Annotated in this window: 22 protein-coding genes; 8 read left to right on the plus strand and 14 right to left on the minus strand. The window is 72.3% G+C overall.

Annotation, left to right across the window (positions count from 1 at the left end):
• Positions 1 to 242: 242 nt before the first annotated feature.
• From ACQPY0_RS48285 to ACQPY0_RS48300, 4 genes are all read left to right on the plus strand, one after another.
• On the plus strand, positions 243 to 3,305 hold the full coding sequence (locus ACQPY0_RS48285; RefSeq protein ID WP_432977028.1) for a hypothetical protein: 3,063 nt from the start codon (positions 243 to 245) through the stop codon (positions 3,303 to 3,305).
• Between the two features lie 155 nt (positions 3,306 to 3,460).
• Positions 3,461 to 4,186, plus strand: a complete 726-nt coding sequence (locus tag ACQPY0_RS48290) for an ABC transporter ATP-binding protein (protein WP_432977031.1) — start codon at positions 3,461 to 3,463, stop codon at positions 4,184 to 4,186.
• 2 nt (positions 4,187 to 4,188) lie between these two features.
• On the plus strand, positions 4,189 to 4,926 hold the full coding sequence (locus ACQPY0_RS48295; protein WP_432977034.1) for an ABC transporter permease: 738 nt from the start codon (positions 4,189 to 4,191) through the stop codon (positions 4,924 to 4,926).
• Between the two features lie 151 nt (positions 4,927 to 5,077).
• Positions 5,078 to 5,668 carry a TetR family transcriptional regulator gene (locus ACQPY0_RS48300; protein WP_432977037.1) on the plus strand — a complete coding sequence of 197 codons (591 nt, stop codon included), beginning with the start codon at positions 5,078 to 5,080 and terminating at the stop codon, positions 5,666 to 5,668.
• A 23-nt stretch (positions 5,669 to 5,691) separates the two neighbouring features.
• On the opposite strand, the gene ACQPY0_RS48305 is transcribed toward ACQPY0_RS48300, so the two are convergent.
• From ACQPY0_RS48305 to ACQPY0_RS48315, 3 genes are all read right to left on the minus strand, one after another.
• On the minus strand, positions 5,692 to 6,135 hold the full coding sequence (locus tag ACQPY0_RS48305) for a hypothetical protein (RefSeq protein ID WP_432977040.1): 444 nt from the start codon (positions 6,133 to 6,135) through the stop codon (positions 5,692 to 5,694).
• A gap of 916 nt (positions 6,136 to 7,051) precedes the next feature.
• Positions 7,052 to 8,842: an ABC transporter ATP-binding protein gene (locus ACQPY0_RS48310; RefSeq protein WP_432977043.1), complete on the minus strand. Its 1,791-nt coding sequence runs from the start codon at positions 8,840 to 8,842 to the stop codon at positions 7,052 to 7,054.
• Positions 8,839 to 10,689, minus strand: a complete 1,851-nt coding sequence (locus tag ACQPY0_RS48315) for an ABC transporter ATP-binding protein (RefSeq protein WP_432995700.1) — start codon at positions 10,687 to 10,689, stop codon at positions 8,839 to 8,841. Before ACQPY0_RS48315 ends, ACQPY0_RS48310 begins: the two co-directional genes overlap by 4 nt.
• Before the next feature lie 109 nt (positions 10,690 to 10,798).
• Here ACQPY0_RS48315 and ACQPY0_RS48320 point away from each other — a divergent pair, with 109 nt between their 5' ends.
• Both ACQPY0_RS48320 and ACQPY0_RS48325 read left to right on the plus strand, forming a co-directional pair.
• Entirely contained in the window at positions 10,799 to 11,422 is a 624-nt protein-coding gene (locus ACQPY0_RS48320; protein ID WP_432977046.1) for a TIGR03085 family metal-binding protein, read from the plus strand.
• 132 nt (positions 11,423 to 11,554) lie between these two features.
• Entirely contained in the window at positions 11,555 to 13,396 is a 1,842-nt protein-coding gene (locus ACQPY0_RS48325) for an AMP-dependent synthetase/ligase (protein WP_432977049.1), read from the plus strand.
• Between the two features lie 71 nt (positions 13,397 to 13,467).
• Here ACQPY0_RS48325 and ACQPY0_RS48330 read toward each other — a convergent pair whose 3' ends face one another.
• Complete coding sequence (locus tag ACQPY0_RS48330) at positions 13,468 to 14,940, minus strand: PLP-dependent aminotransferase family protein (protein WP_432977052.1); 1,473 nt, start codon at positions 14,938 to 14,940, stop codon at positions 13,468 to 13,470.
• Between the two features lie 23 nt (positions 14,941 to 14,963).
• Complete coding sequence (locus tag ACQPY0_RS48335) at positions 14,964 to 15,932, minus strand: EamA family transporter (RefSeq protein WP_432977055.1); 969 nt, start codon at positions 15,930 to 15,932, stop codon at positions 14,964 to 14,966.
• A 72-nt stretch (positions 15,933 to 16,004) separates the two neighbouring features.
• Here ACQPY0_RS48335 and ACQPY0_RS48340 point away from each other — a divergent pair, with 72 nt between their 5' ends.
• Together ACQPY0_RS48340 and ACQPY0_RS48345 are read left to right on the plus strand one after the other, a co-directional pair.
• Positions 16,005 to 16,955 carry a LysR family transcriptional regulator gene (locus ACQPY0_RS48340; RefSeq protein ID WP_432977058.1) on the plus strand — a complete coding sequence of 317 codons (951 nt, stop codon included), beginning with the start codon at positions 16,005 to 16,007 and terminating at the stop codon, positions 16,953 to 16,955.
• Positions 16,956 to 17,017: 62 nt separating this feature from the next.
• Complete coding sequence (locus tag ACQPY0_RS48345) at positions 17,018 to 17,503, plus strand: hypothetical protein (protein ID WP_432977061.1); 486 nt, start codon at positions 17,018 to 17,020, stop codon at positions 17,501 to 17,503.
• A gap of 68 nt (positions 17,504 to 17,571) precedes the next feature.
• On the opposite strand, the gene ACQPY0_RS48350 is transcribed toward ACQPY0_RS48345, so the two are convergent.
• The 9 genes from ACQPY0_RS48350 to hisD form a co-directional block, all read right to left on the minus strand.
• Entirely contained in the window at positions 17,572 to 18,375 is an 804-nt protein-coding gene (locus ACQPY0_RS48350) for a TetR/AcrR family transcriptional regulator C-terminal domain-containing protein (RefSeq protein WP_432977064.1), read from the minus strand.
• A gap of 418 nt (positions 18,376 to 18,793) precedes the next feature.
• The gene (gene hisF / locus ACQPY0_RS48355; RefSeq protein ID WP_432977066.1) at positions 18,794 to 19,555 is read right to left on the minus strand and encodes an imidazole glycerol phosphate synthase subunit HisF; all 762 of its coding nucleotides are present in this window, start codon (positions 19,553 to 19,555) and stop codon (positions 18,794 to 18,796) included.
• Entirely contained in the window at positions 19,552 to 20,289 is a 738-nt protein-coding gene (priA, locus tag ACQPY0_RS48360) for a bifunctional 1-(5-phosphoribosyl)-5-((5-phosphoribosylamino)methylideneamino)imidazole-4-carboxamide isomerase/phosphoribosylanthranilate isomerase PriA (protein WP_432977068.1), read from the minus strand. The genes hisF and priA overlap by 4 nt, the downstream gene beginning before the upstream one ends.
• Before the next feature lie 3 nt (positions 20,290 to 20,292).
• Positions 20,293 to 20,607 (minus strand): hypothetical protein, encoded by a 315-nt coding sequence (locus tag ACQPY0_RS48365; RefSeq protein WP_432977071.1) that lies wholly within the window; start codon positions 20,605 to 20,607, stop codon positions 20,293 to 20,295.
• Positions 20,608 to 21,231, minus strand: coding sequence for an imidazole glycerol phosphate synthase subunit HisH (gene hisH / locus ACQPY0_RS48370; protein ID WP_432977074.1), 624 nt, complete (start codon positions 21,229 to 21,231; stop codon positions 20,608 to 20,610).
• 15 nt (positions 21,232 to 21,246) lie between these two features.
• Entirely contained in the window at positions 21,247 to 21,393 is a 147-nt protein-coding gene (locus ACQPY0_RS48375; protein WP_432977077.1) for a hypothetical protein, read from the minus strand.
• Positions 21,390 to 22,004: an imidazoleglycerol-phosphate dehydratase HisB gene (gene hisB, locus ACQPY0_RS48380; protein ID WP_344612622.1), complete on the minus strand. Its 615-nt coding sequence runs from the start codon at positions 22,002 to 22,004 to the stop codon at positions 21,390 to 21,392. Before hisB ends, ACQPY0_RS48375 begins: the two co-directional genes overlap by 4 nt.
• Complete coding sequence (locus ACQPY0_RS48385) at positions 22,001 to 23,077, minus strand: histidinol-phosphate transaminase (RefSeq protein WP_432977080.1); 1,077 nt, start codon at positions 23,075 to 23,077, stop codon at positions 22,001 to 22,003. The genes hisB and ACQPY0_RS48385 overlap by 4 nt, the downstream gene beginning before the upstream one ends.
• Positions 23,074 to 24,375: a histidinol dehydrogenase gene (gene hisD / locus ACQPY0_RS48390; protein ID WP_432977082.1), complete on the minus strand. Its 1,302-nt coding sequence runs from the start codon at positions 24,373 to 24,375 to the stop codon at positions 23,074 to 23,076. Before hisD ends, ACQPY0_RS48385 begins: the two co-directional genes overlap by 4 nt.
• Positions 24,376 to 24,531: the final 156 nt, after the last annotated feature.

The following is a 24,531-nucleotide window of genomic DNA, read 5'->3' on the forward strand; positions in this document are numbered from 1 at the left end:
GTGGTGTTGAGGGGGTACCTTGGCGGTGCGCCGCACGGAAGATCTGCGCGGTCGCCCCACCCTTCCCCGCCTGCCGACGGCCACCCCCTACCCGTCTCCCAGGGGGCACCCCATCCGCCGGCCATGCGGTCGTCGGATCCGGGCGCCGCACGGCCTCCCGGCGTCCGCGACCCCTTGCGCTGAGCCAACCAGCAGTCCGACCGGGTGGCTGCCCCCGTTCGGACCGAGCGGACGGAGGACCCATGCATTCCAACATCACCCCGCCGAACGACAAGTCCGACCCGCCACCGGCCGCTTCGGACGAATCGGTCGTACCCGAGCCTCGCCAGCCCCTGGACGACGCCATCCCTGCCCCCGCCCCTGCCCCGGCCCCCGCCGCCTCCTCCGACGCCGTTTCTTCTTCGTCCTCCGACGCCGCTGCGGAGGAGCCGCTCGCCGACACGGCCGCCATCAGCGTCGCGGTGCCGGACGACATCTCGGCGATCGTGGGTCCGGCCACGGACGAGGACGCTGCAACTGGGGTCGGGGACGCCGAGGCCGCTGCGGAGGGAGACGACTCACCGACGGCCACCGTGGCCGAGCCCACGGCCGCCGCGCCGGACGAGGTCGTCGTGGAAAGCTCCGAGGACAGCCCGGTCGTGGCCACCACGGACCCGGAGATCACGGACGACGCTTCGACTGCCGCCGCCAAGGCGCCCGAGGCCGCGACCGAGGACGTCGTTGCCGAGGACGTCGCCCCCGACTCCGAGGCCGCCACAGAGGAAGCGGTTGCCGAGGATGTTGCCGCCGACCCCGAGACCGCCGCAGAGGAAGCGGTTGCCGAAGAAGTCGCCGTAGACGAGGACGCCTCGGAGGAGGCGGTCGCCGAGGATGTTGCCGCCGACCCCGAGACCGCCTCGGAGGAAGCGGTCGCCGTGGACGAGCACGCCACCGGGGACGTCATCGCTGAGGAGGTCGCCGCCGAGGCCGGGGACGACACCGAAGCCGCTGCGGACGAGGCGACCACCGGAGACATCACCGCCGACGAGGGCGCCGCGGAGGACGCCACCGCCGAGAACATCGCCGCCGAAGCCGCGGACGACACCGAAGCCGCCGCGGACGAGGCGACCACCGAAGACGTCACCGCTGACGAGAGCGCCGCGAAGGACGCCACCGCCGAGAACGTCGCCGTTGACGAGGGCGCCGCGGAAGCCGGGGACGACACCGAAGCCGCCGCAGCCGAGGCGACCACCGAAGACATCGCTGTTGACGAAGAAGCTGACAACACCGAGGCCGTGGCCGAGGAGAGTGGCGACGACGCCGAGGCCGTAGCCGAGGACATCGCCGTTGGCGAGGCCGACGACACCGAGGCGGTTGCCGAGGAGGTCGTGGCCGACGAGGGCGACGCGAAAGAGCCGGCCGCCGAGGCGGGCGCCGAGGAGCTCGACGCCGAAGCGGAGGCCGCGGCCGAGGACGGCGACGAGCCGGTCGCGGAGAGCGACGGGGACGCCGCAGAGAGCGAGACGGACGAGGATGCCGATCCGGTCGCGGAGGTCGAAACAGCGCAGAGCGATGAGCCGGCTGCGGCAGCGGAAGACGTCGAGGCTGAGGACGAGACGCCGGCGGTGAGCGAGGAGGCCGCCACCGAAGTGTCCGAGGACGCCGAGGCCGAGTCAGTCGAGGAGGCCGCCGCCGAGGCCACTGGCGACACGGAACCCGAGAACACCGAGGAGCCGGCCGCCGAAGCCGAGAACGACGACACGGAAGCCGAGCCGGCCGAGGAGATCGCCGCCGAGGCCACCGACGACACGGAAGCCGAAGCCACCGAGGAGCTGGCCGCCGAAGCCGAGCAGGTCGCCGCCGAGGTCGACGCGGAGGAGGTCGCCGAGGCCAAGGATGCCGGTGAGGGCGACGCTGTCGAGGAGTCCGCTGCGGAGGCTGTCGACGAGGACGCGGTCGCCGCTGAGGAGGTTGCGGCCGAGGCCGACGAGGCTGAGGAGGACGGCGACGAGGAGCCCGCTGCGGAGGCGGACGCGGACGAGGATTCGGTCGTCGTAGTGATCGAAGACGAGACCGGCGACGAGGTCGCGGTGGTCGCGGTCGTCGAGGACGAAGCCGGCGACGAGGTCGCGGTGGTCGCGGTCGTCGAGGACGAAGCCGGCGACGAGGTCGTGGTCGTCGCGGTCGTCGAGGATGAGGCCGGCGAGGGCGACGCCGAGGAGGTCGCCGAGGCCGAGAGCGGTGACGAGCCTGCGGCGGAGGCTGAGGAGGAGTCGGTCGAGGAGAGCCCGGAGGAGCCCGCGGCTGAAGCCACCGATGACGAGGCGGCCGAGGCCGCCGCGGAAGAGGCCGCCGAAGCCGACGCGCAGCTGCAGGCCGAACTCGCCGCCGAAGCCGAGGCCGAACAGGCCGCTGAGGCTGCCGCCGAAGCCGAAGCCGAGGAAGCCGCTGAGGCCGACGCGGAGTCGGTCGTCGCGGTTGTTGAGGTGGTTGAGGTCGTCGACGTCGACGGTGGCGTTGTCGAGGACGTCGTGCTGGTGGCGGTCGTCGACGAGGAGCCGGAGGCCGTGGCCGAAGACGCCGAGGACGAGCCGGAAGCCGTCGCGGAGGACTCGGACGCCGAAGACGAGGACAGCGCGGACGAGGACGACGCCGACGAACCCGAAGCCGCGGCCGAGGACACCGAAGCCGAGGACGACACCGACGAGCCGGAAGCCGCAGCCGAGGACGAAGACGAGGACAGCGCGGACGAGCCTGAGGCCGTGGTCGAGGACGACGAAGCCGAGGACGACACCGACGAGCCGGAAGCCACAGCCGAGGACGACGCGGACGAGGCTGAGGCCGTGGTTGAGGACGGCGAGGACGTTGTGGTCGTCGCCGTTGTAGAGGACGAGGACGGCGAGGAAGAGGACGAGGACGACGACCTCGTGCTGCTCGTCGAGGACGACGAAGAAGAGGAAGAAGAGGACGAGGACGCGGTCGCTGAGGTGGATGAGGACGAGATCGAGTACGCGGCCGTCGTGCCGGCGCCGTTGCGGCCCGGAGACATTGTCGAGACTCGGATTGTGCTGTGGAAGCGTAAGCGGGCTGACAAGTTCCGGCAGCGGCTGGTGAAGGCGGAGGCGAAGTTCGTCGACGATCCGGTCAAGGCTGTTGCGCGGGCCAGTGCCGTGGTCAGCGACGCTATCGAGATGCTCGCCGAGAAGCTGCAGGAGCAGCAGCACGCGCTCAACCCCGGCAAGTCGTCGAAGCACCCGGACACCGAGGCGCTGCGGGTGGCGCTGCGGCAGTACAAGGACTTCCTCGAGCGGGTCCTCTCGCTCTAGTACAAAACAGACCAAACACCCGCAGGGGGCGGGCCGGGCTGACCGGTCCGCCCCCTGGCGTATTTACAGGTGCACAAGATTTCATCTACCGTTGAGTTCATCAGGCGTTGAGTTTCTCGGACCCCAATACGGACCGCCCGGAAGGGAACGCACGAATGAGCAACGCGATCGAGGTCGAGCATCTCGTCATCGCGCGCGGCCGGCGGCAGGTGCTGCACGACTTCACCTGCTCCGTGCCGAGCGGCAGCGTCACCGGACTCCTCGGACCCAGCGGGAGTGGGAAGACCACGTTCATGCGCGCCGTCGTCGGCGTACAGAAGATCGTCAGCGGCACCGTCACCGTCCTCGGGCACCCGGCCGGGTCGCGGCCGCTGCGGGACAAGGTCGGTTACCTGACGCAGGCCCCGAGCGTCTACGCGGATCTGACCGTCCGCGAGAACGCGCGGTACTTCGCCTCGCTCTACGGCCTCGGCGCGAAGGAGGCCGACGCGGCCGTCGGCGACGTCGGCCTGAGCCGGGCCAAGGACCAGCTCGTCGGGCAGCTGTCCGGGGGGCAGCGGGCCCGCGCCTCGCTGGCCTGCGCGATCGTGAGCCGGCCGCAGCTGCTCGTGCTCGACGAGCCGACCGTCGGGCAGGACCCGGTGCTGCGCAACGAACTCTGGCAGCGCTTCCATGCGATGGCCCGGGCCGGCTCGACCCTGCTGGTCTCCAGCCACGTGATGGACGAGGCCGGCCGCTGCGACCGCCTGCTGCTGATCCGCGAAGGGCAGCTCATCGCCGATGAGACCCCGGCAGCCGTACGTCAATCCGCCGGCACCGACGACCTGGACGAGGCCTTCCTCAGGCTGGTGCAGGCCCACGAGACGGAGAAGGTGGCCTGACCATGTCGCCGCGCCTGACTTTCGGCACCGCCGTGCGCATCCTGCGCCAGCTCCGCCACGACCGCCGGACGATCGCGATGATCCTCGTGGTCCCGACGGTTTTGCTGACCCTGCTGCGGTACCTCTACGACGACAACCCCCTCCTGTTCGACCGCGTGGGCCTGATCATGCTCGGCGTCTTCCCGCTCGTGATCATGTTCCTGCTCACGAGCGTGGCGATGCTGCGCGAGCGGACCAGTGGCACCCTCGAGCGCCTCCTCACCACCCCGATCGGCAAGGTCGACATCCTGCTCGGATACGGCATCGCCTTCGCCGTCGCGGCCGCGGTACAGGCGGCGATCGTGTCGGCGCTCGCGTACTGGCTGCTCGGCCTGGACACCCTCGGCTCGCCGTGGCTCGTGGGCGTCATCGCGGTCGGCAACTCGGTGCTCGGCATGGCCCTCGGCCTGCTGGTCAGCGCCTTCGCCGACAGTGAGTTCCAGGCGGTGCAGTTCATGCCGGCCGTCGTGCTCCCCCAGGTGCTGCTGTGCGGCCTGCTGCAGCCCCGCGACCGGATGCCCGGCTGGATGGAGGCGATCAGCGACGTGCTGCCCATGTCGTACGCCGTGCAGGCCCTGACCGAGCTGGGCTCCCACACCGAGCCGACCGCGACCATGTGGCGCGACCTGGGCATCATCGTCGGCTGCGTGGTCGTGGCCCTGCTGCTGGGCGCGGCCACCCTGCGCCGCCGCACCGCCTGAACCCCGGGGCCCGGCAGGTGTGCCGGCCGGTTGATCGGGGTACGGCACCGGCAGCCGAGGCGGCGGGAGCGGGATCGAACGCCGATACTTGCCTGGGCCGTCGGGCATCCTCGCCGGCTGGCACTGCGAGTACGACTTCGGGAAGAGGCTCATGGCACGCACCGGACGACGCCCCGGCAATCAGGACACCCGGGAGGCGATCCTGACCGCGGCCCGCGAAGCCTTCGCGGAGCGTGGTTTCGACGGGGCGTCCATCCGGCAGATCGCGACCAGCGCCGGCGTCGACCCGGCGCTGGTGCATCATTACTTCGGGGCGAAGGACCAGCTGTTCCTGGCCACGATGGACGCCCCGATCAACCCCGCCGAGGTCCTGCCCAAGATCTTCGAGCCCGGCCTGGAGGGCGTCGGCGAGCGCCTGGTCCGTACCTTCCTCGGCGTCTGGGACTCCCCCGCCGGCACCCCGGCCGTCGCCCTGGTCCGCAGCGCCATGCAGCACGACTGGTCCGCCCGCATGCTGCGCGAGTTCCTGGTCACGCAGATCCTCCGCCGCGCGACCCGCGCTCTGGACCTGGACCCGGCCGAGGCCCCGAGGCGCACCGCCCTGGTCGGCTCGCAGATGATCGGCCTGGCGATGATGCGGTACATCCTGAAGCTCGAGCCGCTCGCCTCGATGCCCCAGGAGGACGTCGTCGCGAGCATCGCCCCGACCATCCAGCGCTATCTGGCCGACCCGCTGCCCTGAACGCCGGCGGCCACGCCCGGGCGTCATTCGGAGTCGAGGTCGGCGCAGTACATGCGGGCCTGCGGCGTCATGAGCAGCGCGAGGATCCCCATCGCGCACACCACCGGCACGACCCGGAACGACATCGGCATGTCGAGCACCCACCCGAGCAGCGGCGTCATCGTGCCCACGAACGCCCAGAACACCAGGCTGGAAAGCCACGCCCAGTGCTCCCCGCGCTTGACCCGCACGCCGAGAAACACCAGCACCCCGGCGAGCGGCGAGAGGAACAGGGCGGCGTTGAAGAAGAGCACGAAGTCCAGATATCCGGTGCCTCCCTGAGACACCGGATCCACTTGCATCCCCGACAGCAAAACCCCGAGCGCCGTCAACGCCAGCGTGAACATGACCCCGCCCACCGCATTGAACCCCGTCACCGCGATGCGCACCTGTACCGGCACGAATCGGCGCCCCGCGGCTGCTGCCATGCTGCCAAATGTAGGCCATACCGCCCGGCCGAACCGAGCCGGGGACATAACCCGCAAATGGCTAAAATTCATCCCGAACCATGCCAGAGCGGCGGCACCAGAACGGGACGCAGGCCCGCCGGGCGTGCGCAAGGAGCGAGCCGCTGGCCGTCTCGGACAACGAGCTGTCACACGGACCATGGCGCATCGACCGCAACGCAAACGACACCCAGCCAACACGCCCGGTCCGGCCACGCCACCACAACCACGCGACGGCACAGCGCAACGACGCCGAACAGCAAGGACGGCTCCCGCAGCATCAGCACTCCACGAACGCGACCGCGAAACAAGCCGGACGGGCGCAAGGAGCGAACCGCTGCCCCTCCCGGACCACGAACCGTCACACGGACCACGGCGCATCGACCGCAACGCAAACGACACCCCAGCCAACACGTTCGGTCCGGCGCACCACCAAAACCGCGCGGCGAAACAATGCAACGACGCCGAGCAGCGAGGACGGCTGTGCTCGACTCCCATGGACCGCAGCAGCAGGTCGAGGTCGTTGCCGGCGAAGGCGGAGACGCGGCGCTGGACCCGCAGCATCAGCACTCCACCAACACGACCACGAAACAAAGCCGGGCGTGCGCAAGGAGCGAGCCGCTGACCCTCCCGGACCACGAACCGTCACACAGACCACGGCCAATCGACCGCAACGCAACGACACCCAGCCGACACGCCCGGTCCGGCCACGCCACCACGACCACGCGACGGAACAGCGCAACAACGCCGAGCAGCGAAGTCGGCATCGGCACTCCACGAATGCGGCCGCGGAACGGGCTGGGAAGCGGGCAGCGGGGTCGGCCGGGCGAGCACCGCGACCGCGAGCCGCCGCGCGCGGGGCACACGGGCGGGGCGACCGGGCGGGGCGACCGGGCGGTTAGCGGGTTTGTTCCAGCCAGCTTGCGTAGAGGCGGGCGTAGATGGAGGACGGGTCGGTCAGGAGGGTCGCGTGGGGGCCGCGCTGGACCACGCGGCCCTGGTCGACGACGATCACCTCGTCGGCCGACTCGGCTGTGGACAGGCGGTGGGCGATCGCTATCGTCGTGCGGCCTCTGGTCACGGCGTCCAGGGTGCGTTGCAGGCGGACCTCCGTGGCCGGGTCGACCGCGCTCGTCGCCTCGTCCAGGACCAGCAGGTCGGGGTCGGCCACGTAGGCGCGGGCCAGGGCGACCAGCTGGCGTTCGCCCACCGACAGGGACTCGCCGCGCTCGCCCACCTGGGTCTGCAGGCCGTCCGGGAGGGACTCGAGCCAGTCGATCAGGCCCAGCTCGGTGAAGGCGAGCTCCAGGTCGGCGTCGGTCAGGGCCGGGCGGGCGAAGCGGACGTTGTCGGCGATCGTGGCGTCGAACAGGAAGCCGTCCTGGGGGACCATCACGACCCGGCTGCGCAGGGAGTCGAAGCGGACCTGGTCCAGCGGGGTGCCCGAGAGCAGGACGCGGCCCTTCGTCGGGTCCATCAGGCGGGTCAGGAGCTTGGCGAAGGTGGTCTTGCCGCTGCCCGTCTCGCCCACGACCGCGACCCGGCTGCGGGCGGCCACGTTCAGGTGGACGTCGGTGAGGACCTCGGGGCCGTCGGGGTAGGCGAAGTGGACGTGCTCGAAGGTCACGTCGACGGGGCCGTCGGGCAGGTCGCGGCCGTTGCGCCCGGGGTCGGCCACGTCCGGCTCGGTCTCGATGATGTCCAGGACCCGGCGCCAGCCGGCGATCGCGTTCTGCGCCTCGTTGAGCACCTCGGTGGCGACCTGGACCGGCTGGACGAACAGCGTGGCCAGGAACAGGAACGCCGCGAGCCGCCCGACGGTGAGGTCGCCGCCGACGCCGAGCAGGGTGCCGACGACGATGACGCCGCCCAGGGCCAGGCCGGCGGCGAGCTCGCCGAAGCTCATGCTGACGACGTTGTTGGTCTGGGCCCGGAACTGGTTGCGGCGGGCGCGCTCGATGGCGCCGTCGAGCCGCTCGCCGGTGCGGCGCTGGATGCCGTAGGCGCGCACGACCGGGGCGCCGACGACGCTCTCGGCGATGACGCCGAGCATGGCGCCGACGCTCTCACGGACCTCCAGGTAGAGCACGCTGAGGCGGCGCTGGAAGAAGCGCACGACGAAGACCAGCGGGGCGAAGGCGGCCACGACGACCAGGGTCAGCTGCCAGGAGTAGACCAGCATGACGATCGTGGTGACCGTGAGCTGGCCGAGGTTGACCAGGAAGAGCAGGCCGCCGAACTGCAGGAACTGGCTGATCTGGTCGACGTCGCCGGTGACCCGCGACACGAGCGCGCCGCGTCGCTCGGACTGCTGGTGCAGCATCGACAGATCGTGGATGTGCCGGAAGGTGCGGGCGCGGATGCCGGCCAGGGCCGTCTCGCTGACGGTGAAGAGGCGCACGTTCATGACATAGGCGCTGATCATCGTCACCAGCAGCACGCCCGCGGTGATGAGCACGATGCGGGCGATGACGCCGAGATCGGCACCGCCCGGCGCGCGGATGCCCTTGTCGATGCCCTGCTGGATGGCGATGGGCACGGCCACCCGGCCCGCGGTGGCGAGCAGGGCCAGGCCGAGGGTGCCGGCGAGCCCGGTGAACAGCTCCGGGGACAGGGCCAGGCCGCGGCGCAGGACCGAGGCCCGCGGGGTGCGCCCGGGGGCGGCGGTGGCGCTCTCGACGGTGGTCATGCGCTCAGGGTCTCCTCGTCCCGGCGGCCGTCGCGGCCGTCGTCCAGGCGGTCGCCGTCGAAGGCGTGCTCGCGCTCCCGCTCCTCCTCCGCCTTCTCATACGCCGTGACGAGATCCGCATAGCCCGGCGCGCTGTCCAGCAGCTCGGCGTGGGTGCCGCGGGCCACGACCCGCCCCCGCTCCACGTAGACCACCTCGTCGGCGAGGGCGATGGTGGCGCGCCGGTAGGCCACGACCAGGATCGAGGCCGGCTGGGTGGCCCCGTCGGCGCGGCGCAGCGCGGCGAGGATCGCGGCCTCGACCCGCGGGTCGACGGCGCTGGTGGCGTCGTCGAGCACGAGCAGGCGCGGCGAGCCGGCCAGCGCGCGGGCGATGGTGAGCCGCTGCCGCTGCCCGCCGGACAGCGACGTGCCGCGCTCGCCGACGGTCGTGTCGAGCCCGTCGGCGAGGTGCCCGACGAACCCGTCGGCCTGGGCCAGGCGCAGCGCCCGCCAGGCCGCCCCGTCGTCGACGCCGGCCCGGTCGAGGGTGATGTTGCCGCGGATGGTGTCGTCGAAGACGAACGGGACCTGGGCGACGAGCGCGGTGGTGCCGGTCAGTGAGTCCTGGGTCAGCTCGCGCACGTCGACGCCGTCGAGGGTGACGGTGCCGGCCGCGGGGTCGACGAGCCGGGCGGCGAGGGCGGCGATGGTGGACTTGCCGGAGCCGGTCGGGCCGACCAGGGCGACGGTGCGCCCGGCCGGGACGGTGAAGGTGATGTCGTGCAGCACGTCGGGGCCGGCGCCGTCCTCGCCGGTGTAGGCGAAGCGGACGTCGTCGAAGCGCAGCTGCGCCGGGCCGGTGCCGGTCAGCGCGACGGTGCCGTGCTGCGTGTCGCCCTCGGCGTCGAGCACCCGCCGGATCCGCTCCCAGCCGACCACGCTGCGGGGCAGTTCGGCCAGGACCCAGCCGATGGCCCGGACCGGGAAGGCGAGCACGGTGAACAGGAACGTGACGCTGACGACCTGCTCGACCCCGACCGCGCCCTGCTCGTAACGCCAGCCGCCGACCAGCAGCACGGCGAGGGTGCCGATGCTCGGCAGGGCGTCGAGGACCGGGTCGAACATGGCCCGGACCCGCCCGACCCGGATGGTGGCGTCGCGCAACTCGACCGCCTTGGCCGCGAACCGCTCGGTCTCCGACGCCTCGCGCCCCATGGTCTTGACGACCAGGGCGCCGTCGAAGCTCTCGTGCGCCACCGCGCTGACCTCGGCCCGCAGCTGCTGGGCACGGGCGACCCGGGGCGACATCCGGCGCGAATACGCCACGTTGACGCCCAGCAGCGCCGGGAAGACCGCCACGCCGACCAGCGCCATCGCCCAGTCGGTGACGAACAGTGACACGACCGCGGCGAGGAGCATGACGACGGTGCCGACCGCGAACGGGAACGGGGCGATCGGATACCACGCCGACTCCACGTCGGCGTTGGCGTTGGACAGCAGCGTGCCGGTGGGGTGGCGCTGGTGCCAGGCCAGTGGCAGGCGCAGGTAGCGGCGGGTCACCGCACGGCGATACTTCGCCTGGAGGTTGAACTGCATCGCGCCCGCGCCGAGCCGCCGGCCGAAGATGCCGACGATCTTGCCGAGGCTGACCGCAAGCACCGCCAGGCCGCCCAGCAGCAGCGTGCCGGTGGCGACGCTGCCGCGCTCGAAGGCCGGCAGGACGATCGAGCCGACCACGGCGCCGGAGACGTAGGCGGTGGCGATGGTCAGGAGGCTGAACAGCACGCTGCCGGCGACCGACCAGACGAACATGTGAGGCTCGTCACGAACGGCGTGGCCGAGCACCCGGAAACCCTTCGCGAGCACCTTGCCACTCGTCACTTCCGGCCCCCATTCCCCAAGCGGAGGTAAGCAACCCGACCGCACGCCTACCTTACCGACGACCTACGACAATTTCGGGGCTAGCGTTACGGGCATGACTTCCTTCGCCCGCGCCGAACGCGCGGCGCTGGCCGACGCGCTGCTGGCCGCCGGCCCCGACGCGCCCACCCTCTGCGAGGGCTGGGCCACCCGCGATCTCGCCGCGCATCTGGTGCTGCGCGAGCGCCGGCCCGACGCCGCGGCCGGCATCATGCTCAAGCCGGTGGCCGGGCACACGAGAAAGGTCCAGGACCGGCTCGCGGCCGGGGACTATGCCGCGCTCGTGGCCAAGGTGCGCACGCCGACGCTGCTGCTGCGCCCGCTGGAGGAGGCGATGAACCTGGTCGAGTTCTTCGTCCACCTCGAGGACGTCCGCCGGGCCGCGCCGGGCTGGAGCAAAAGACAGCTCCCGCAGCCGTACGCGCAGGTGCTCGCCGCCCGCGCGAAGGGCTCGGCGAGGCTGTCGGCCCGCCGGTTCCCGGCGACGATCGAGGTCAGGACGCCGGGTGGCGAGCCGTTCACCGCCGGCCGCAGCGATACCGGCGACACCGTCACGCTCGAGGGCGAACCCGGCGAGGTGCTGCTGTTCTTCACCGGCCGCCAGTCCGTCGCCGACGTGACGATCACCGGTCCGGACGATCTGGTCGAAAAGCTGCGGGGCGCCCGCCTGGGCATCTGAGCCACTTGTTCACGTTTCGGTTTCGGGTCTAGCCGGTAACGGGATCGACGGTTTACCGTCTGGAAACCGACGGACGTGACGGCAGTCACGGGCGGCGGCGCTCGCGTCCCGGACGCCCCCGGAAGGCCGACCATGACCCAGACCCAGCGGCTCGAACTGCCGTACCGCTCGATCCCGGACATGTTCCTCCACCGGGTGGCCGAGACCCCCGACGCCCGCGCCCTCGGCCGCCCCGCCCCCGACGACGCCGGCGAGCCGATCTGGATGACCTGGCGCGAGGTGGGCGAGCGGGCCCGGGCCATCGGCGCCGGCCTGACCACGCTCGGCGTGCGGCCCGAGGACCGGGTCGCGGTGCTGTCCAGCACGCGGCTGGACTGGATCCTCGCCGACCTCGGCATCATGCTCGCCGGCGCGGCCACCACGACGGTGTATCCGACGACCGAGCCCGAGGAGGCCGTCTACATCGTCGCGGACTCGGGCTCCAAGGTGCTCTTCGCCGAGGACCGGGACCAGGTGGCGAAGCTCGCCGGCGCGAGCCTGCCGGACCTGACCGCGATCGTGCTGATCGACGGGGCACCCAGCGGTACCGAATCCGTGCAGACCATGACCCTCGCGGACCTGGAGGCGGCCGGCGCGGCCGCGCTCACGGCGGACCCGGGCCTGATCGACGGGATCGTCGAGGCCATCGACGGCGACCGGCTCGCGACGCTGATCTACACGTCCGGCACCACGGGCCGTCCCAAGGGTGTGGAGCTGCTGCACGCCGGCTGGGTGTGGGAGGGCCGGACCCAGCAGGACACGGGCCTGCTCAACATCGACGATCTGCAGTATCTGTGGCTGCCGCTGTCGCACTCGTTCGGCAAGACGCTGCTGTGCGGGATCCTCTACGTCGGCCTGCCCACCTACGTCGACGGGCGCGTGGACAAGCTCATCGACAACCTCGGCAAGATCCGGCCGACGCTGATGTGCGCCGCGCCGCGGGTCTTCGAGAAGGTGTACAACCGGGTCGTGACCGGCGCCCAGGCCGACGGCGGGGCCAAGCTCAAGATCTTCACCTGGGCGCTCGAGGTAGGCAAGCGCGCCTCCGCGCAGCGCCTGGCCGGGCGGGAGCCGGGCGGGCTGCTCAAGCTGCAGGCCGGGATCGCCGACAAGCTGGTCTTCGCCAAGCTGCGGGCTCGCCTCGGCGGCCGGATGCGCGCCATGGTGTCGGGCTCGGCGCCGCTGTCGCCGGAGATCGCCGAGTTCTTCTTCGCCGCCGGCCTGCCGATCCTGGAGGGTTACGGGCTCACCGAGACCTCCGCCGGCTCGTTCGTCAACCGCGAGGGCAAGGCGCGGATCGGCACGGTCGGGCAGGCCCTCGGGGACCTGGAGGTCAAGCTCGACAGCGACGGCGAGGTGCTGCTGCGCGGCACACCGATCATGCGGGGATACCACAACCTGCCCGCCGAGACCGCCGCCGCGTTCACCGAGGACGGCTGGTTGCGCACCGGCGACATCGGCGAGCTCGACGAGCAGGGCTACCTGCGCATCACCGACCGCAAGAAGGACCTGATCAAGACCTCCGGCGGCAAGTACGTCGCGCCGAGCCACATCGAGGGGCTGTTCAAGTCCGTCTGCCCGTACACCTCCCAGACGGTCATCGTCGGCCAGGCCCGCAACTACGTGACGATGCTGGTCACCCTCGACCCGGACGCGATCAAGGGCTGGGCCGAGGGCACCGCGCTGGCCGGGCGGTCCTACGCGGAGATCGCCGCCTCCAAGGAGGCCGAGGAGCTCGTCGCGGGCTACGTCAAGGAGCTCAACGCCAGGCTCAACCGCTGGGAGACGGTCAAGAAGTTCACGATCCTCGCCCGCGACCTGTCCATCGAGGACGGCGAGCTCACCCCCTCGCTCAAAGTCAAGCGCCGGGCCGTGGAGCAGTCGTTCGCGGCCGACATCGACCGCATGTACGCGGGATCGCTCGCGGAGATATAGACCTCACTCACACCCCACAGTGTCGTGGCCCCCGGGAATCCGCCATCCCGGGGGCCACGACGCGTCTTGCCTCAGGCCAGAACAGTCTGCGCGGACCAGGCGTGGCGGCGGGGCCGGTCCAGGTCGGTGCGGGCCTCCGCGAGGCGCCGCACCGCCTCGACCAGGTCGGTCTCGGGCAGCGTGAACGGCAGGCGCATGAAGCGCTCCATGGTGCCGTCGGCGCCGAAGCGGGGGCCGGGCGCGACCCGCACACCGAGCTCCTCCGCGCAGCGGGCCAGGGCGCTGGAGACCGGGGCGTCGAGCTCGGCCCAGATGACCATGCCGCCGCTGGGCAGTACGAAGCGCCAGTCCGGCAGCTCCGCGCGCAGCGCCGCGGCGAGGGTGTCGCGCTGGACGAGCAGCTGCTTGCGCCGCGCCGGGACGATCGTGTCGCGGCGCTGCAGCAGGCGTACGGCGACGAGCTGGTCGAGGACCGGGGAGGCCATGTCGACGCCGACCCGGGCGGCGGCGAGGCGGGCGATGAGCGGGGCCGGGCCGCGGACCCAGCCGATGCGCAGGCCGCCCCAGAAGGCCTTGCTCATGCCGCCGATGCTCAGCACCCGGGCGGTGCGGTCGAACGAGGCGACCGCGGGCGGCATCGTCTCGGCCAGCTCCGGCTCCAGCGCGAGGTCGACGAAGGACTCGTCGATGATGAGGTCGGTGCCGGCGGCGTGGGCGGCGGGCGGGAGCTTCTCGCGCAGGGACGCCGGCATGAGGTGGCCGGTCGGGTTGTGGAACTCCGGGATGAGGTACGCGACCCGCGCCTGCGCCGCCCGCACGGTCGACAGCAGCAGGTCGGCCTCCCAGCCGTCGGGGCCGATCGCGTAGGAGCTGACCCGGGCCCGGCCGGCGACGAAGGCGCTCAGCGCGTTGGGGTAGGTCGGGGTCTCCACCAGCGCCCGCTGGCCCGGCGCGACGAGCAGCCGCAGCAGCAGGTCGAGCGCCTGCTGGACGCCCCCGGTGATCATGACCTGGTCGGGGTCCGTGGGCAGGCCGCGTTCGGTGTACTGGCGGGCGACGGCCTCGCGCAGGACCAGCAGACCGACGGGCTGGTAGCCGGGGCCGCACATGTACTGCTCCAGGTCCGTCACCGCCTCCGCCGCGGCGGCCGCGAGCTCCGGCGGGGCCGGCATCGCCGCGCAGCCGAGGTCGATCAGGCCCGCGTCGTCGCTGGGCGTCCACAGCCCGGTCGGCGCGACCCGGTGGCCGGCGGGCAGCTCGGTCCAGCTCCCGGCGCCGCGGCGGCTGGACACGTGCCCGCTCTCGCGCAGCTCGCGGTAGGCGGCCGTGACGGTGGTGCGGCTGATGCCGAGCGCCGTCGCGAGCTCCCGTTCGGCCGGCAGGCGCACGCCCAGGGCCAGGCGGCCGTCGATGAGCAGGCCGCGCACGGCGTTGGCGAGCACGACGTACTCCGGCCGCCGCCCGCCGGGCCCGCGCACCCCGACGGCGACCTGCCAGGCGTTGAGCATGCGGGCCAGTTGGGCGCCGCGGACGATCGCAGACAATGCCAGTCCCCCTTGATTGGCTCTTACACTCGCTCGATTGGCCTCACACTCGCAGGCGCGGCATCCGCAGGCAAGTCCAATTTCGCGGTACGGACGCCGGTCGCGCCGAGCAGCACACCGCCGAGGATCGCCGCGCCGCCGACCAGGTCGTACCAGTGGATGCCCTCCCCCAGCAGCAGCGCCGAGGACAGGATCGCGAAGACGGGCGCCAGGGCGGCGAACGGCGCGACCGTCCCGGCCCCGTAGCGGGCGATCAGCCGGCCCCAGACGCCGAAGCCGAACAGCGTGCTGAGGTAGGCGATGTAGCCGATGGCCCCGACGGCGACCAGGTCAAGACCCTGCAACGCGTGCCAGACGTACGCGGGGCCGTCGACCGTCAGCGTCAGCAGGACCAGCGGCGGGGTCGCGACCGCACTGACCCACACCATGAAGTTCAACTGGTTGTCGGCGCCTGGTCTGGGCCGATCCGGGCGAAGCCCCTCCGGGCCGGACCGGGTGGCCGAGGCCTTGCGCATCGCGATGTTGGCCAGGCCCCAGGCCGCACCGGCCGCGACGACCAGCAGGAACGCGCCGAGCGGGCGGTCCAGCCCGAGCTGCGTGGCGATCAGGACGATCCCGGCGCCGGCCAGCACCACGCCGGCCACGCGCCGCGGGCCGGGGCGGTCACGCAGCAGTACCGTGGCGAAGATCAGCGTGAAGACGACCTGGCTCTGCAGCACCAGGGCCGACAGCCCCGACGGCAGCCCGGCCGCCACCCCGGCGAAGAGCAGCGAGAACTTGACGACGCCGAGCGCGATGCCGGTCGCGATGATCCAGCGCCACGGCGCCTGCGGCCGGCCGACCAGCAACACCGCCGGCAGGGCGGCCACACCGAAGCGCAGCGCGCAGAACAGCAGCGGCGACATGCTGGACAGCCCGACGTGGATCACCACGAAGTTGACGCCCCAGATCGCGGTCACCACGATCGCCAGGGCCAGATCGCGAGGTCTCATGCCCCGATGATTGGCCCGCCGGACCGTGAAGCACCATCGAAAAGTACTGCATCATCGTTTTAGTATTGCTTCATGCTTGACCTGCCCCGGCTCCAGGCACTCCGCGCGGTCCAGACGTTCGGCACGGTCACGGCCGCGGCCGGCGCCCTGCACATCACCCCGTCGGCGGTCTCCCAGCACCTGGCGAAGCTGGAGCGGGAGACGCACACCACGCTCGTGGAGAAGGACGGGCGGCGGCTGCGCCTGACCGAGGCCGGCCGGGTCCTCGCCGAGCACGCCGGGCGGGTGCTCGCCGCGGTCGAGGAGGCCGAGGCCGCGCTGGCCGCGCACTCCGAGACGGTGTCGGGGCAGCTGCGCATCTCGTCGTTCCCGACCGCCTGCCGCGGCCTGCTCCCCCACGCGCTGCGCCGGCTCGCCGCCGACCATCCGGCGCTGGAGCCGACGCTGCTGGAGACGGACCGGGAGACGAGCTTCGCCGGCATCCTGCGCGGGATCGTCGACGTGGCGCTGATCGACGAGTGGCTGGAGATCCCGGTGACGTACCCGCCCGGCGTCGCCAGCGTCGAGCTGGGCCGGGACGTCGGCGACCTGATCCTGCCGGCGGCGCACCCGCTCGCCGGCGGCCCCGGCCCGGTGACCCTCGACGAGGTCCGCGAGGAGCGCTGGATCGCCTCGCCCCCGGACACCGTCTGCCACCAGTGGCTGCTGCGGATGCTGCCCGGCCTGCACCCGTCGATCCTCGTCAACGAGTTCGAGACCCAGCTGACGTTCGTCGCCGAGGGGCTCGGCGTGGCGTTCATCCCGCGGCTGGCCCGCACCGCCCTGCCGACCGGCGTCGTGGCCCGCCCGGTCGCCCCGGAGGCGGCCCGCCGGGTCAGCGTCGCCTGGCGCGCGGCCGCCGCGACCCGGCCCGCGATCGGCGCCACGGTCGCGGCGCTGCAGGACGCCTGGCGGCACCGCCCGGCCACCGTCGACCTCCCCGAATGGGTGAACCCGGGCGGCGGCGTGATCCAGGTCGTGTAGGACTCAGTTCATTCACCGTTCTCACTTCTGCGCGTTTGCGGGCCGCCCCTTACATTGATGACATGGCCCTCTTCCGTTCCCGGACGGCGACCGGCGCTGGGATCCTGGCGACGGTGCTCCTGGTGCTCGTCTTCGGCAACCAGATCTTCACTGAGTGGGTCGACCGGCACAGCGACGGTTCGACCGTATGGGGCTTCTTCCTGCGCATGCTGGCCTGGCCGCGCTGGTGGATCAGCCCGCACGACGGCTCCGGCAACGCGGCCCGCGAGCTGCTCGCGAACGACCTGCGAGCCCTGCTGGTGATCCTCTTCGTCGCCCTGGTGCTGTCGATCGCGGCACGCACCGTGGCCGGCGGCGGGGGCGCCTTCGTCGTCGGCTGGGCGGCGCTGATCTTCGGCGCGGCGCTGGCCGCCTTCACCACGGCCTTCATCCTCGCCGACCCGGCGATGCTGACCGCCCTGCAGTCCGCCGCGCAGGCGTCGGCCTACGGCCTCTTCGTCGGCTGGATCGCCGGCATCGCCGTGGTGGCCGGCAAGAAGGCGGGTTAAGGGGGGCCGGCAGTACGGTCAGGCCCGCGCCTCGTCGCGGCGGCGCTTCGAGACTCGGGCGGGGCGCGCTACGCCGCGGCGTAGCGGGCGAACCCGTCCAGCAGTCGCTGGAGGCCGGCCTCGAAGCGGGCGTCGTCCCGTCCGGCGCCGGCCTGCCGCGCCTCGGCGTCGGCCGGAAGGTTCAGGGCGTTGCCGCGCACCAGGTTCATCGCGGTCGCGACGAGCCGCGAGCGGTCCTGCGCGGAGACGTCCAGGCCGGCCAGTGCGCGCAGCGCCCACTCGGTGTGGGCGACGACGGCGGGGACATATGCCGGGCGCTTGAACGACACGGTACGTGCGAGCCAGGGATGCAGGCGGTACACCTTCCACTGGGCGCGGCACGCCTGCGCCAGGTCGGCCCGCCAGTCGCCGGTGACCTCCCGCGCCGGCGGGTGCTCGGCGAAGATCGCGTCGGTCATGAGCAGCTCGAGGTGCTCGCGGTCGCGCACGTAGCGGTACACCGTCACGTTGGTCAGATCCAGCGCCAGCGCGACCTTGCGCATCGACATGGTGGCCAGCCCCTCGGCGTCGGCCAGCTCGATCGCGACCTCCACCAGCCGCGTGCGCAGCTGCGAGCCCGGCGGCGGGGGCGGCAGCCAGGCCGCGGCGATGCCGGGGGCCTCCGGCGTCACCAGCCGGCCCCAGCGGCCCTCGACCCGCGTGGCGAGGCCGTCCTCCTGCATGACCATCAGCGCGTGGTAGGCCACGGCCATCGACGTGCTCCAGTCGGCCATGATCTGCTTGGCCGACGGCACCGGGTCGCCCGGCTTCAGCTCGCCCGCGACGATGCGCCGGCGCATCTCCGCGACAATGTCCGCCGCCTTGCGCGCCATGCTCCGCCTCCCCGCGTGTCCTTCGAAGCCTACGGCCTGTTTCATAAATGCGTAGTTCGGATTCGGCCGATGATGTAACGACGTGCCATCGTACCCGCGCCCGGTTGCACTTGAGGCCACATGGCCGCATGCTGATCGTGTTCGATGCACCACCAAGGGCCGCAAGGGGCCCTGTCGAGTCAACCGGACACCACCGTCCCGGCGCCGCATCATCCAGATGCTGTTCCGCGGCGGCCGCAGCGCAGCACCAGCCACCGGGCTGGGGCCGGCGTGCTCGGCGAAATACCGGAAACGGTGCCCTCGACAACCCGGGCTGAAGACCGGGCCAGCCACTGTGCCGGACCACACCGGAACGACGAGGTGCACACCCCGGACTGTTTTATAGCTCCAGCACCAACCACGAGGTATGAAACCGGCCTTAGCGGACCGGGTGCCCGGCCTCGCGAAGCGCGGACTTGACGTCGCCGATGGCCAGCTCGCCGAAGTGGAAGACGCTCGCGGCGAGCACCGCGTCGGCGCCCGCGGCCACCGCTGGGGCGAAGTCGGCCACCTTGCCGGCGCCGCCGCTGGCGATGACCGGGATGTCGACGACCGCCCGGACCCCGCGGATCAGCTCCAGATCGAAGCCGTCCTTGGTCCCGTCGGCGTCCATCGAGTTCAGCAGGATCTCGCCCGCGCCCAGCTCGGCGACCTTCGCGGCCCAGGCGACGGCGTCCAGGCCCGCGCCGCGGCGACCGCCGTGGGTGGTGACCTCGAAGCCGCTGGGCTGCCCCGGGGAGCGGCGCACGTCCAGGGACAGGGTCAGGACCTGGTTGCCGAAGCGCTCGGCGATCTCGGCGATGAGCTGCGGCCGGGCGATCGCGGCCGTGTTGACCCCGACCTTGTCCGCCCCGGCGCGCAGCAGGGTGTCGACGTCGCCGACGCTGCGCACGCCGCCACCGACGGTCAGCGGGATGAAGACCGTCTCCGCCGTGCGCCGGACCACGTCGAGCATCGTGGCGCGCCCGTCCGAAGAGGCGGTCACGTCCAGGAACACCAGCTCGTCGGCGCCCGCGGCGTCGTAGGCGGCGCCGCGCTCCACCGGGTCGCCGGCGTCGCGGAGATTGAGGAAGTTGACGCCCTTGACGACCCGGCCGGCGTCGACGTCCAGGCACGGGATGACGCGGACGGCGACGGTCATGCCGATTCCTCCAGTTCCTCCAGCGCGGCCAGCGCCTCGGTGACGGTGAAGGCGCCGGCGTACAACGCCTTGCCCACGATCACACCCTCCACACCCGCCGGCTCGAGCGCGGCGAGCTGGCGCAGGTCGTCGAGCTTGGACACGCCGCCGCTGGCGATCACCGGCTTCTTGGTCCGCCCGGTCACCTCCAGCAGCAGGGTCAGGTTGGGCCCGGTGAGCGTGCCGTCGCGCATCACGTCGGTCACCACGTAGCGCGCGCAGCCGGCCTTCTCCAGCCGGTCGAGCACCTCGAAGAGATCCCCGCCCTCCTTGGTCCAGCCGCGGGCCGCGAGCTGGTGGCCGCGCACGTCGAGGCCGACCGCGACCTGCTCGCCGTAGGTGGCGCAGACGTGGTCGCACCAGTCGGGGTTCTCCAGCGCCGCGGTGCCGAGGTTGACCCGGGTCGCGCCGGTGGACAGCGCCGCCTTCAGCGAGGCCTCGTCGCGGATGCCGCCGGAGAGCTCGACCTGCACGTCGAGGCGGCGGACCACGTCGGCGAGCAGCTCGGCGTTGGATCCCCGGCCGAAGGCCGCGTCGAGGTCGACGAGGTGGATCCACTCGGCACCCTGCCGCTGCCAGGCGAGGGCGGCCTCGAGCGGGTCGCCGTACGTCGTTTCGCTGCCGGCGGCGCCCTGGACGAGACGGACCGCCTGGCCGTCGGCGACGTCGACGGCGGGCAGGAGCTGCAGGGCCATGGTTCAGATCCTTCGGTCCAGAACGAGCACGGTAAGCGCCGGGGTGGCGACGATGACGATCGCGCTGATGCCGATCCGGGCGGGCCACGAGTCGATGAGCAGCCACACCACGGTCAGGACCGCCAGCACGAGGACGGCGATGATCGCCCGCTGCTTGCGGGTCCGGCGTGCGAAGAGCTTACCGGTCCGCCCGACCCGGACCTTCGGGACCAGCCGCCGCAGCGCAGCCTTGCGTGCGCGTTTGCGGTCGTTGCGCCGCATGCGCTCGGCGCGCTCCGCCTCCAGCAGAGCGCGCCGGCGAGCCCTCTCCTTGCTCAATCAGAGCGTCCCGAGCCAGTTGGCCAGCAGCGTCGCCCCGGCGTCGCCGGACTTCTCCGGGTGGAACTGCGTGGCCCGCAGTACGTCCGTCTCGAAGGCCGCCACGAACGGCTCGCCGTGCACCGTGGTGGCCACCCTCACCCCGGCCTCGGCCTGGGCGTCGGTGACCGTCGGGGCGTAGGAGTGCACGAAGTAGAAGCGGGTGTCGTCCGGCAGCCCGGCGCCGAGGACCGAGTCCTGCGGCCAGGTGACCGTGTTCCACCCCATGTGCGGCACGACCGGCGCCTGCAGCCGGGTCACCGAGCCGGGCGCGAGCCCGAGGCCCTTGGTGACGACGCCGTGCTCCTCACCGGAGTCGAACAGGATCTGCATGCCGACGCAGATGCCGAGCACCGGCGCGCCGGCGCGGACCCGCTCGGCGATCGCCGGGCCGGCGCCGAGCGCGTCGATGCCGGCCATGCAGGCCGCGTAGGCCCCCACGCCCGGAACGACGAGGCCGTCCGCTCGCCGTGCCCGGTCCAGGTCGTCGGTGACCTCGACGTCGGCGCCGACCCGCGCGACGGCCCGCTCCGCCGAGCGCAGGTTGCCGGAGCCGTAGTCGAGAATCACCACCCGCTTCGCCACGTTGGCGCGCCCCCTTCAGTTCAGCCAGAGCACGCCGGCGGCCGCCGAGACGCAGGCCAGCAGCAGCGTGATCACGAACGGTACCTTCGACTTGCTCTGCTGCCGCAGCGACAGCGCCCCGCCCAGGAGCAGGCCGGCCAGCGCGAGGAGCGCGATGCTCACAGCGCGCCCTTGGTGCTCGGCACCGCGCCGGCGTTCCGCGGGTCGATCGCGCACGCCTGGCGCAGCGCGCGGGCGACCGCCTTGAACTGGGCCTCGACGATGTGGTGGGCGTCGGGCTGGGCGCCGTGCCGCCCGGCCCGCAGGATGCTCACGTGCAGGGTCACCCGGGCCGAGTGGCCGAAGGACTCCCAGATGTGGCGGGTCAGGCTGGTCGGGTAGTTGCCGCCGATGTGCGGGGCGATGTTCGCCGGCTCGTCGTGCACCACGTAGGGCCGGCCGGACAGGTCGACCACCGCCGAGGCGAGCACCTCGTCCAGCGGCACCTGGGCGTGGCCGTAGCGCGTCACACCCGCCTTGTCGCCCAGCGCCTCGGCGAACGCGGCGCCGAGCGCGAGCGCGGTGTCCTCGACGGTGTGGTGCGCGTCGATCTCCAGGTCCCCGACGGTGTGTACTCGCAGGTCGAACCCGCCGTGCTTGGCGATCTGGTTGAGCATGTGGTCGTAGAAGCCCACGCCGGTGGAGATCTCCCCGACGCCGGTGCCGTCGAGGTCGAGCTCGACGAGGACCTTGGTCTCCTTGGTGACGCGCTCGACGCGGGCGGTACGACTCACAGCAGCTCCTCGAGGGCGTTCAGGAAGGCGCCGGTCTCCTCCGGCGTGCCGGCGGTGACGCGCAGCCGGCCGGGCAGACCGACATCGCGGATGAGCACGCCCCGGTCCAGCAGGGCCTGCCAGATACCCTTACTGTCCCCCCGCGGGGCGCCGAAGAGCACGAAGTTGGCGTCGCTGTCGGCGACCGGCAGGCCCCAGCCGCGCAGCGTCGCGACGATCCGGTCGCGCTGCTCCTTGACCGCGTCGACGGTGGACAGCAGCGCGTCGGTGTGCGCCAGGGCCGCCCGGGCGACCGCCTGGGTCATGGAGCTGAGGTGGTACGGCAGGCGGACCAGCTGCACCGCGTCGACGACGGCCGGATCGGCGGCCAGATATCCGACCCGCCCGCCGGCCAGCGCGAACGCCTTGCTCATCGTGCGCGTGACGACCAGCCGGGGGTGCCGCTGGATGAGGCTCAGCGCGAACACCGTCCCCGTGCGGGCGAACTCGGCATAGGCCTCGTCGACGACGACCATGCCGGGCGCCGCCTCCGCCACCGCCGCCACGACCTCAAGCGGCAGCGCGGTGCCGGTCGGGTTGTTCGGCGAGCACAGGAACACCAGGTCGGGCGCGATCTCGCGGACCTTCGCCACGGCGTGCTCGGCGGTCAGCTCGAAGTCCTCGCCGCGGCGCCCGTCGACCCAGGCGGTGCCGGTGCCGGCGGCGAGCAGCGGGTGCATCGAATACGACGGCAGGAAGCCCAGCGCGGTGCGGCCCGGCCCGGCGAACGTCTGCAGCAACTGCTGCTGGATCTCGTTGGAGCCGTTGGCCGCCCACACGTTGCGGCTGCTCAGGCCGTGGCCGAGGTAGGCGGCCAGGTCCTCGCGCAGGGCGAACGCGTCGCGGTCCGGGTAGCGGTTGAGGTCGCGCAGGACCCCGGCCAGCGCCTTCTCCATCTCGGCGACGGCCACGTCCGGCACCGGGTAGGAGTTCTCGTTGGTGTTGAGGCGCACGGCCACGTCGAGCTGGGGCGCGCCGTACGGGCTCATCCCCCGCAGTTCGTCGCGCAGCGGCAGGTCATCCAGGGTCGTCATCCGTTGAACCGCACCTTCACCGCGGCGCCGTGCGCCGGAAGGTCCTCGGCGTCGGCCAGGGCCACCACGTGGCCGGCCACCTGCTCCAGCGCGTCCTGCGAATATTCGATCAGCTGTACTCCGCGCAGGAACGTCTGCGTCGACAGGCCCGACGAGTGCCGGGCGCAGCCGCCGGTCGGCAGCACGTGGTTGGAGCCGGCGCAGTAGTCGCCGAGCGAGACCGGCGACCAGGCCCCGACGAAGATCGCGCCGGCGCTGCGGACCCGCTCGGCGACGGTCCGCGGGTCGCGGGTCTGGATCTCCAGGTGCTCGGCGCCATAGGCGTCGACGACCCGCAGCCCCTGTTCGATGCCGTCGACCAGCACCGTCGCCGACTGCGGCCCGCTCAGCGCCTCGGTCACCCGCTCGACGTGCTTGGTCGCGGCGACCTGCCGGGCGACCTCGGCGTCGACCGCGTCGGCGAGCTCCGCCGACGTGGTGACGAGCACGCTCGCCGCGAGCGGGTCGTGCTCGGCCTGGCTGATCAGGTCGGCGGCGACGTGGCGCGGGTCGGCGCTGTCGTCGGCGAGGATCGCGATCTCGGTCGGCCCGGCCTCGGCGTCGATGCCCACGGTCCCGCGCAGCATCCGCTTCGCGGCGGTCACCCAGATGTTGCCCGGCCCGGTGATCATGTCGACCGGTTCGCAGCCCGGCTCCTCGTCACTGAACCCGTATCCGAACATGGCGATCGCCTGCGCGCCGCCCACCGCGTATACCTCGTCGACCCCGAGCAGCGCGCACGCCGCGAGGATGTTCGCGTTGGGCAGCCCGGTGTCCTTCTGCGGCGGGCTGGTGACGGCGATCGAGGCCACTCCCGCCGCCTGGGCCGGCACGACGTTCATGACGACACTGGACGGATAGACCGCCAGGCCGCCCGGCACGTAGAGCCCGACGCGCCGGACCGGCAGCCAGCGCTGGGTGACCGTGCCCCCCTCGCTCAGCACCGTCGTGGTCTCGGTGCGCCGCTGGTCCCCGTGGACCTTGCGGGCCCGGGCGATCGACTCCAGCAGCGCGGCGCGCACCGCGGGGTCGAGCTCGGCCTCGGCCCGCTCGATCTCCTCCTTCGGCACCCGCAGCTGCTTGACCTCGACGCCGTCGAAGCGGCGCGTCGCCTCGCGGATCGCCGACGCCCCATGCTCCCGGACCGCTTCGACGGTCGGGCGCACCTGCTCGGTGGCGACGGATACGTCAATGGCGGCTCGGGGCAGCAGACGGCGCGGGTCCTCGGCGGAGCCGCGCAGGTCGATCCGGTTCAACACCCTTGCGAGTCTATTCGGCGCCGCCAGCGCTTATGCGTCGCCGTCCCGCCCTTCGAGCTGTCGGGATCATTGCTTGGACGGCCGTACACCCTTCCGGCCCGCGTCCGAGCGACTTGCGACACAGTACTCGGCCACGCTTCGGCTACGCTTCGGCTC

It is taken from the genome of Dactylosporangium sp. CA-233914 (genome assembly GCF_050942935.1).
Lineage (GTDB): Bacteria > Actinomycetota > Actinomycetes > Mycobacteriales > Micromonosporaceae > Dactylosporangium.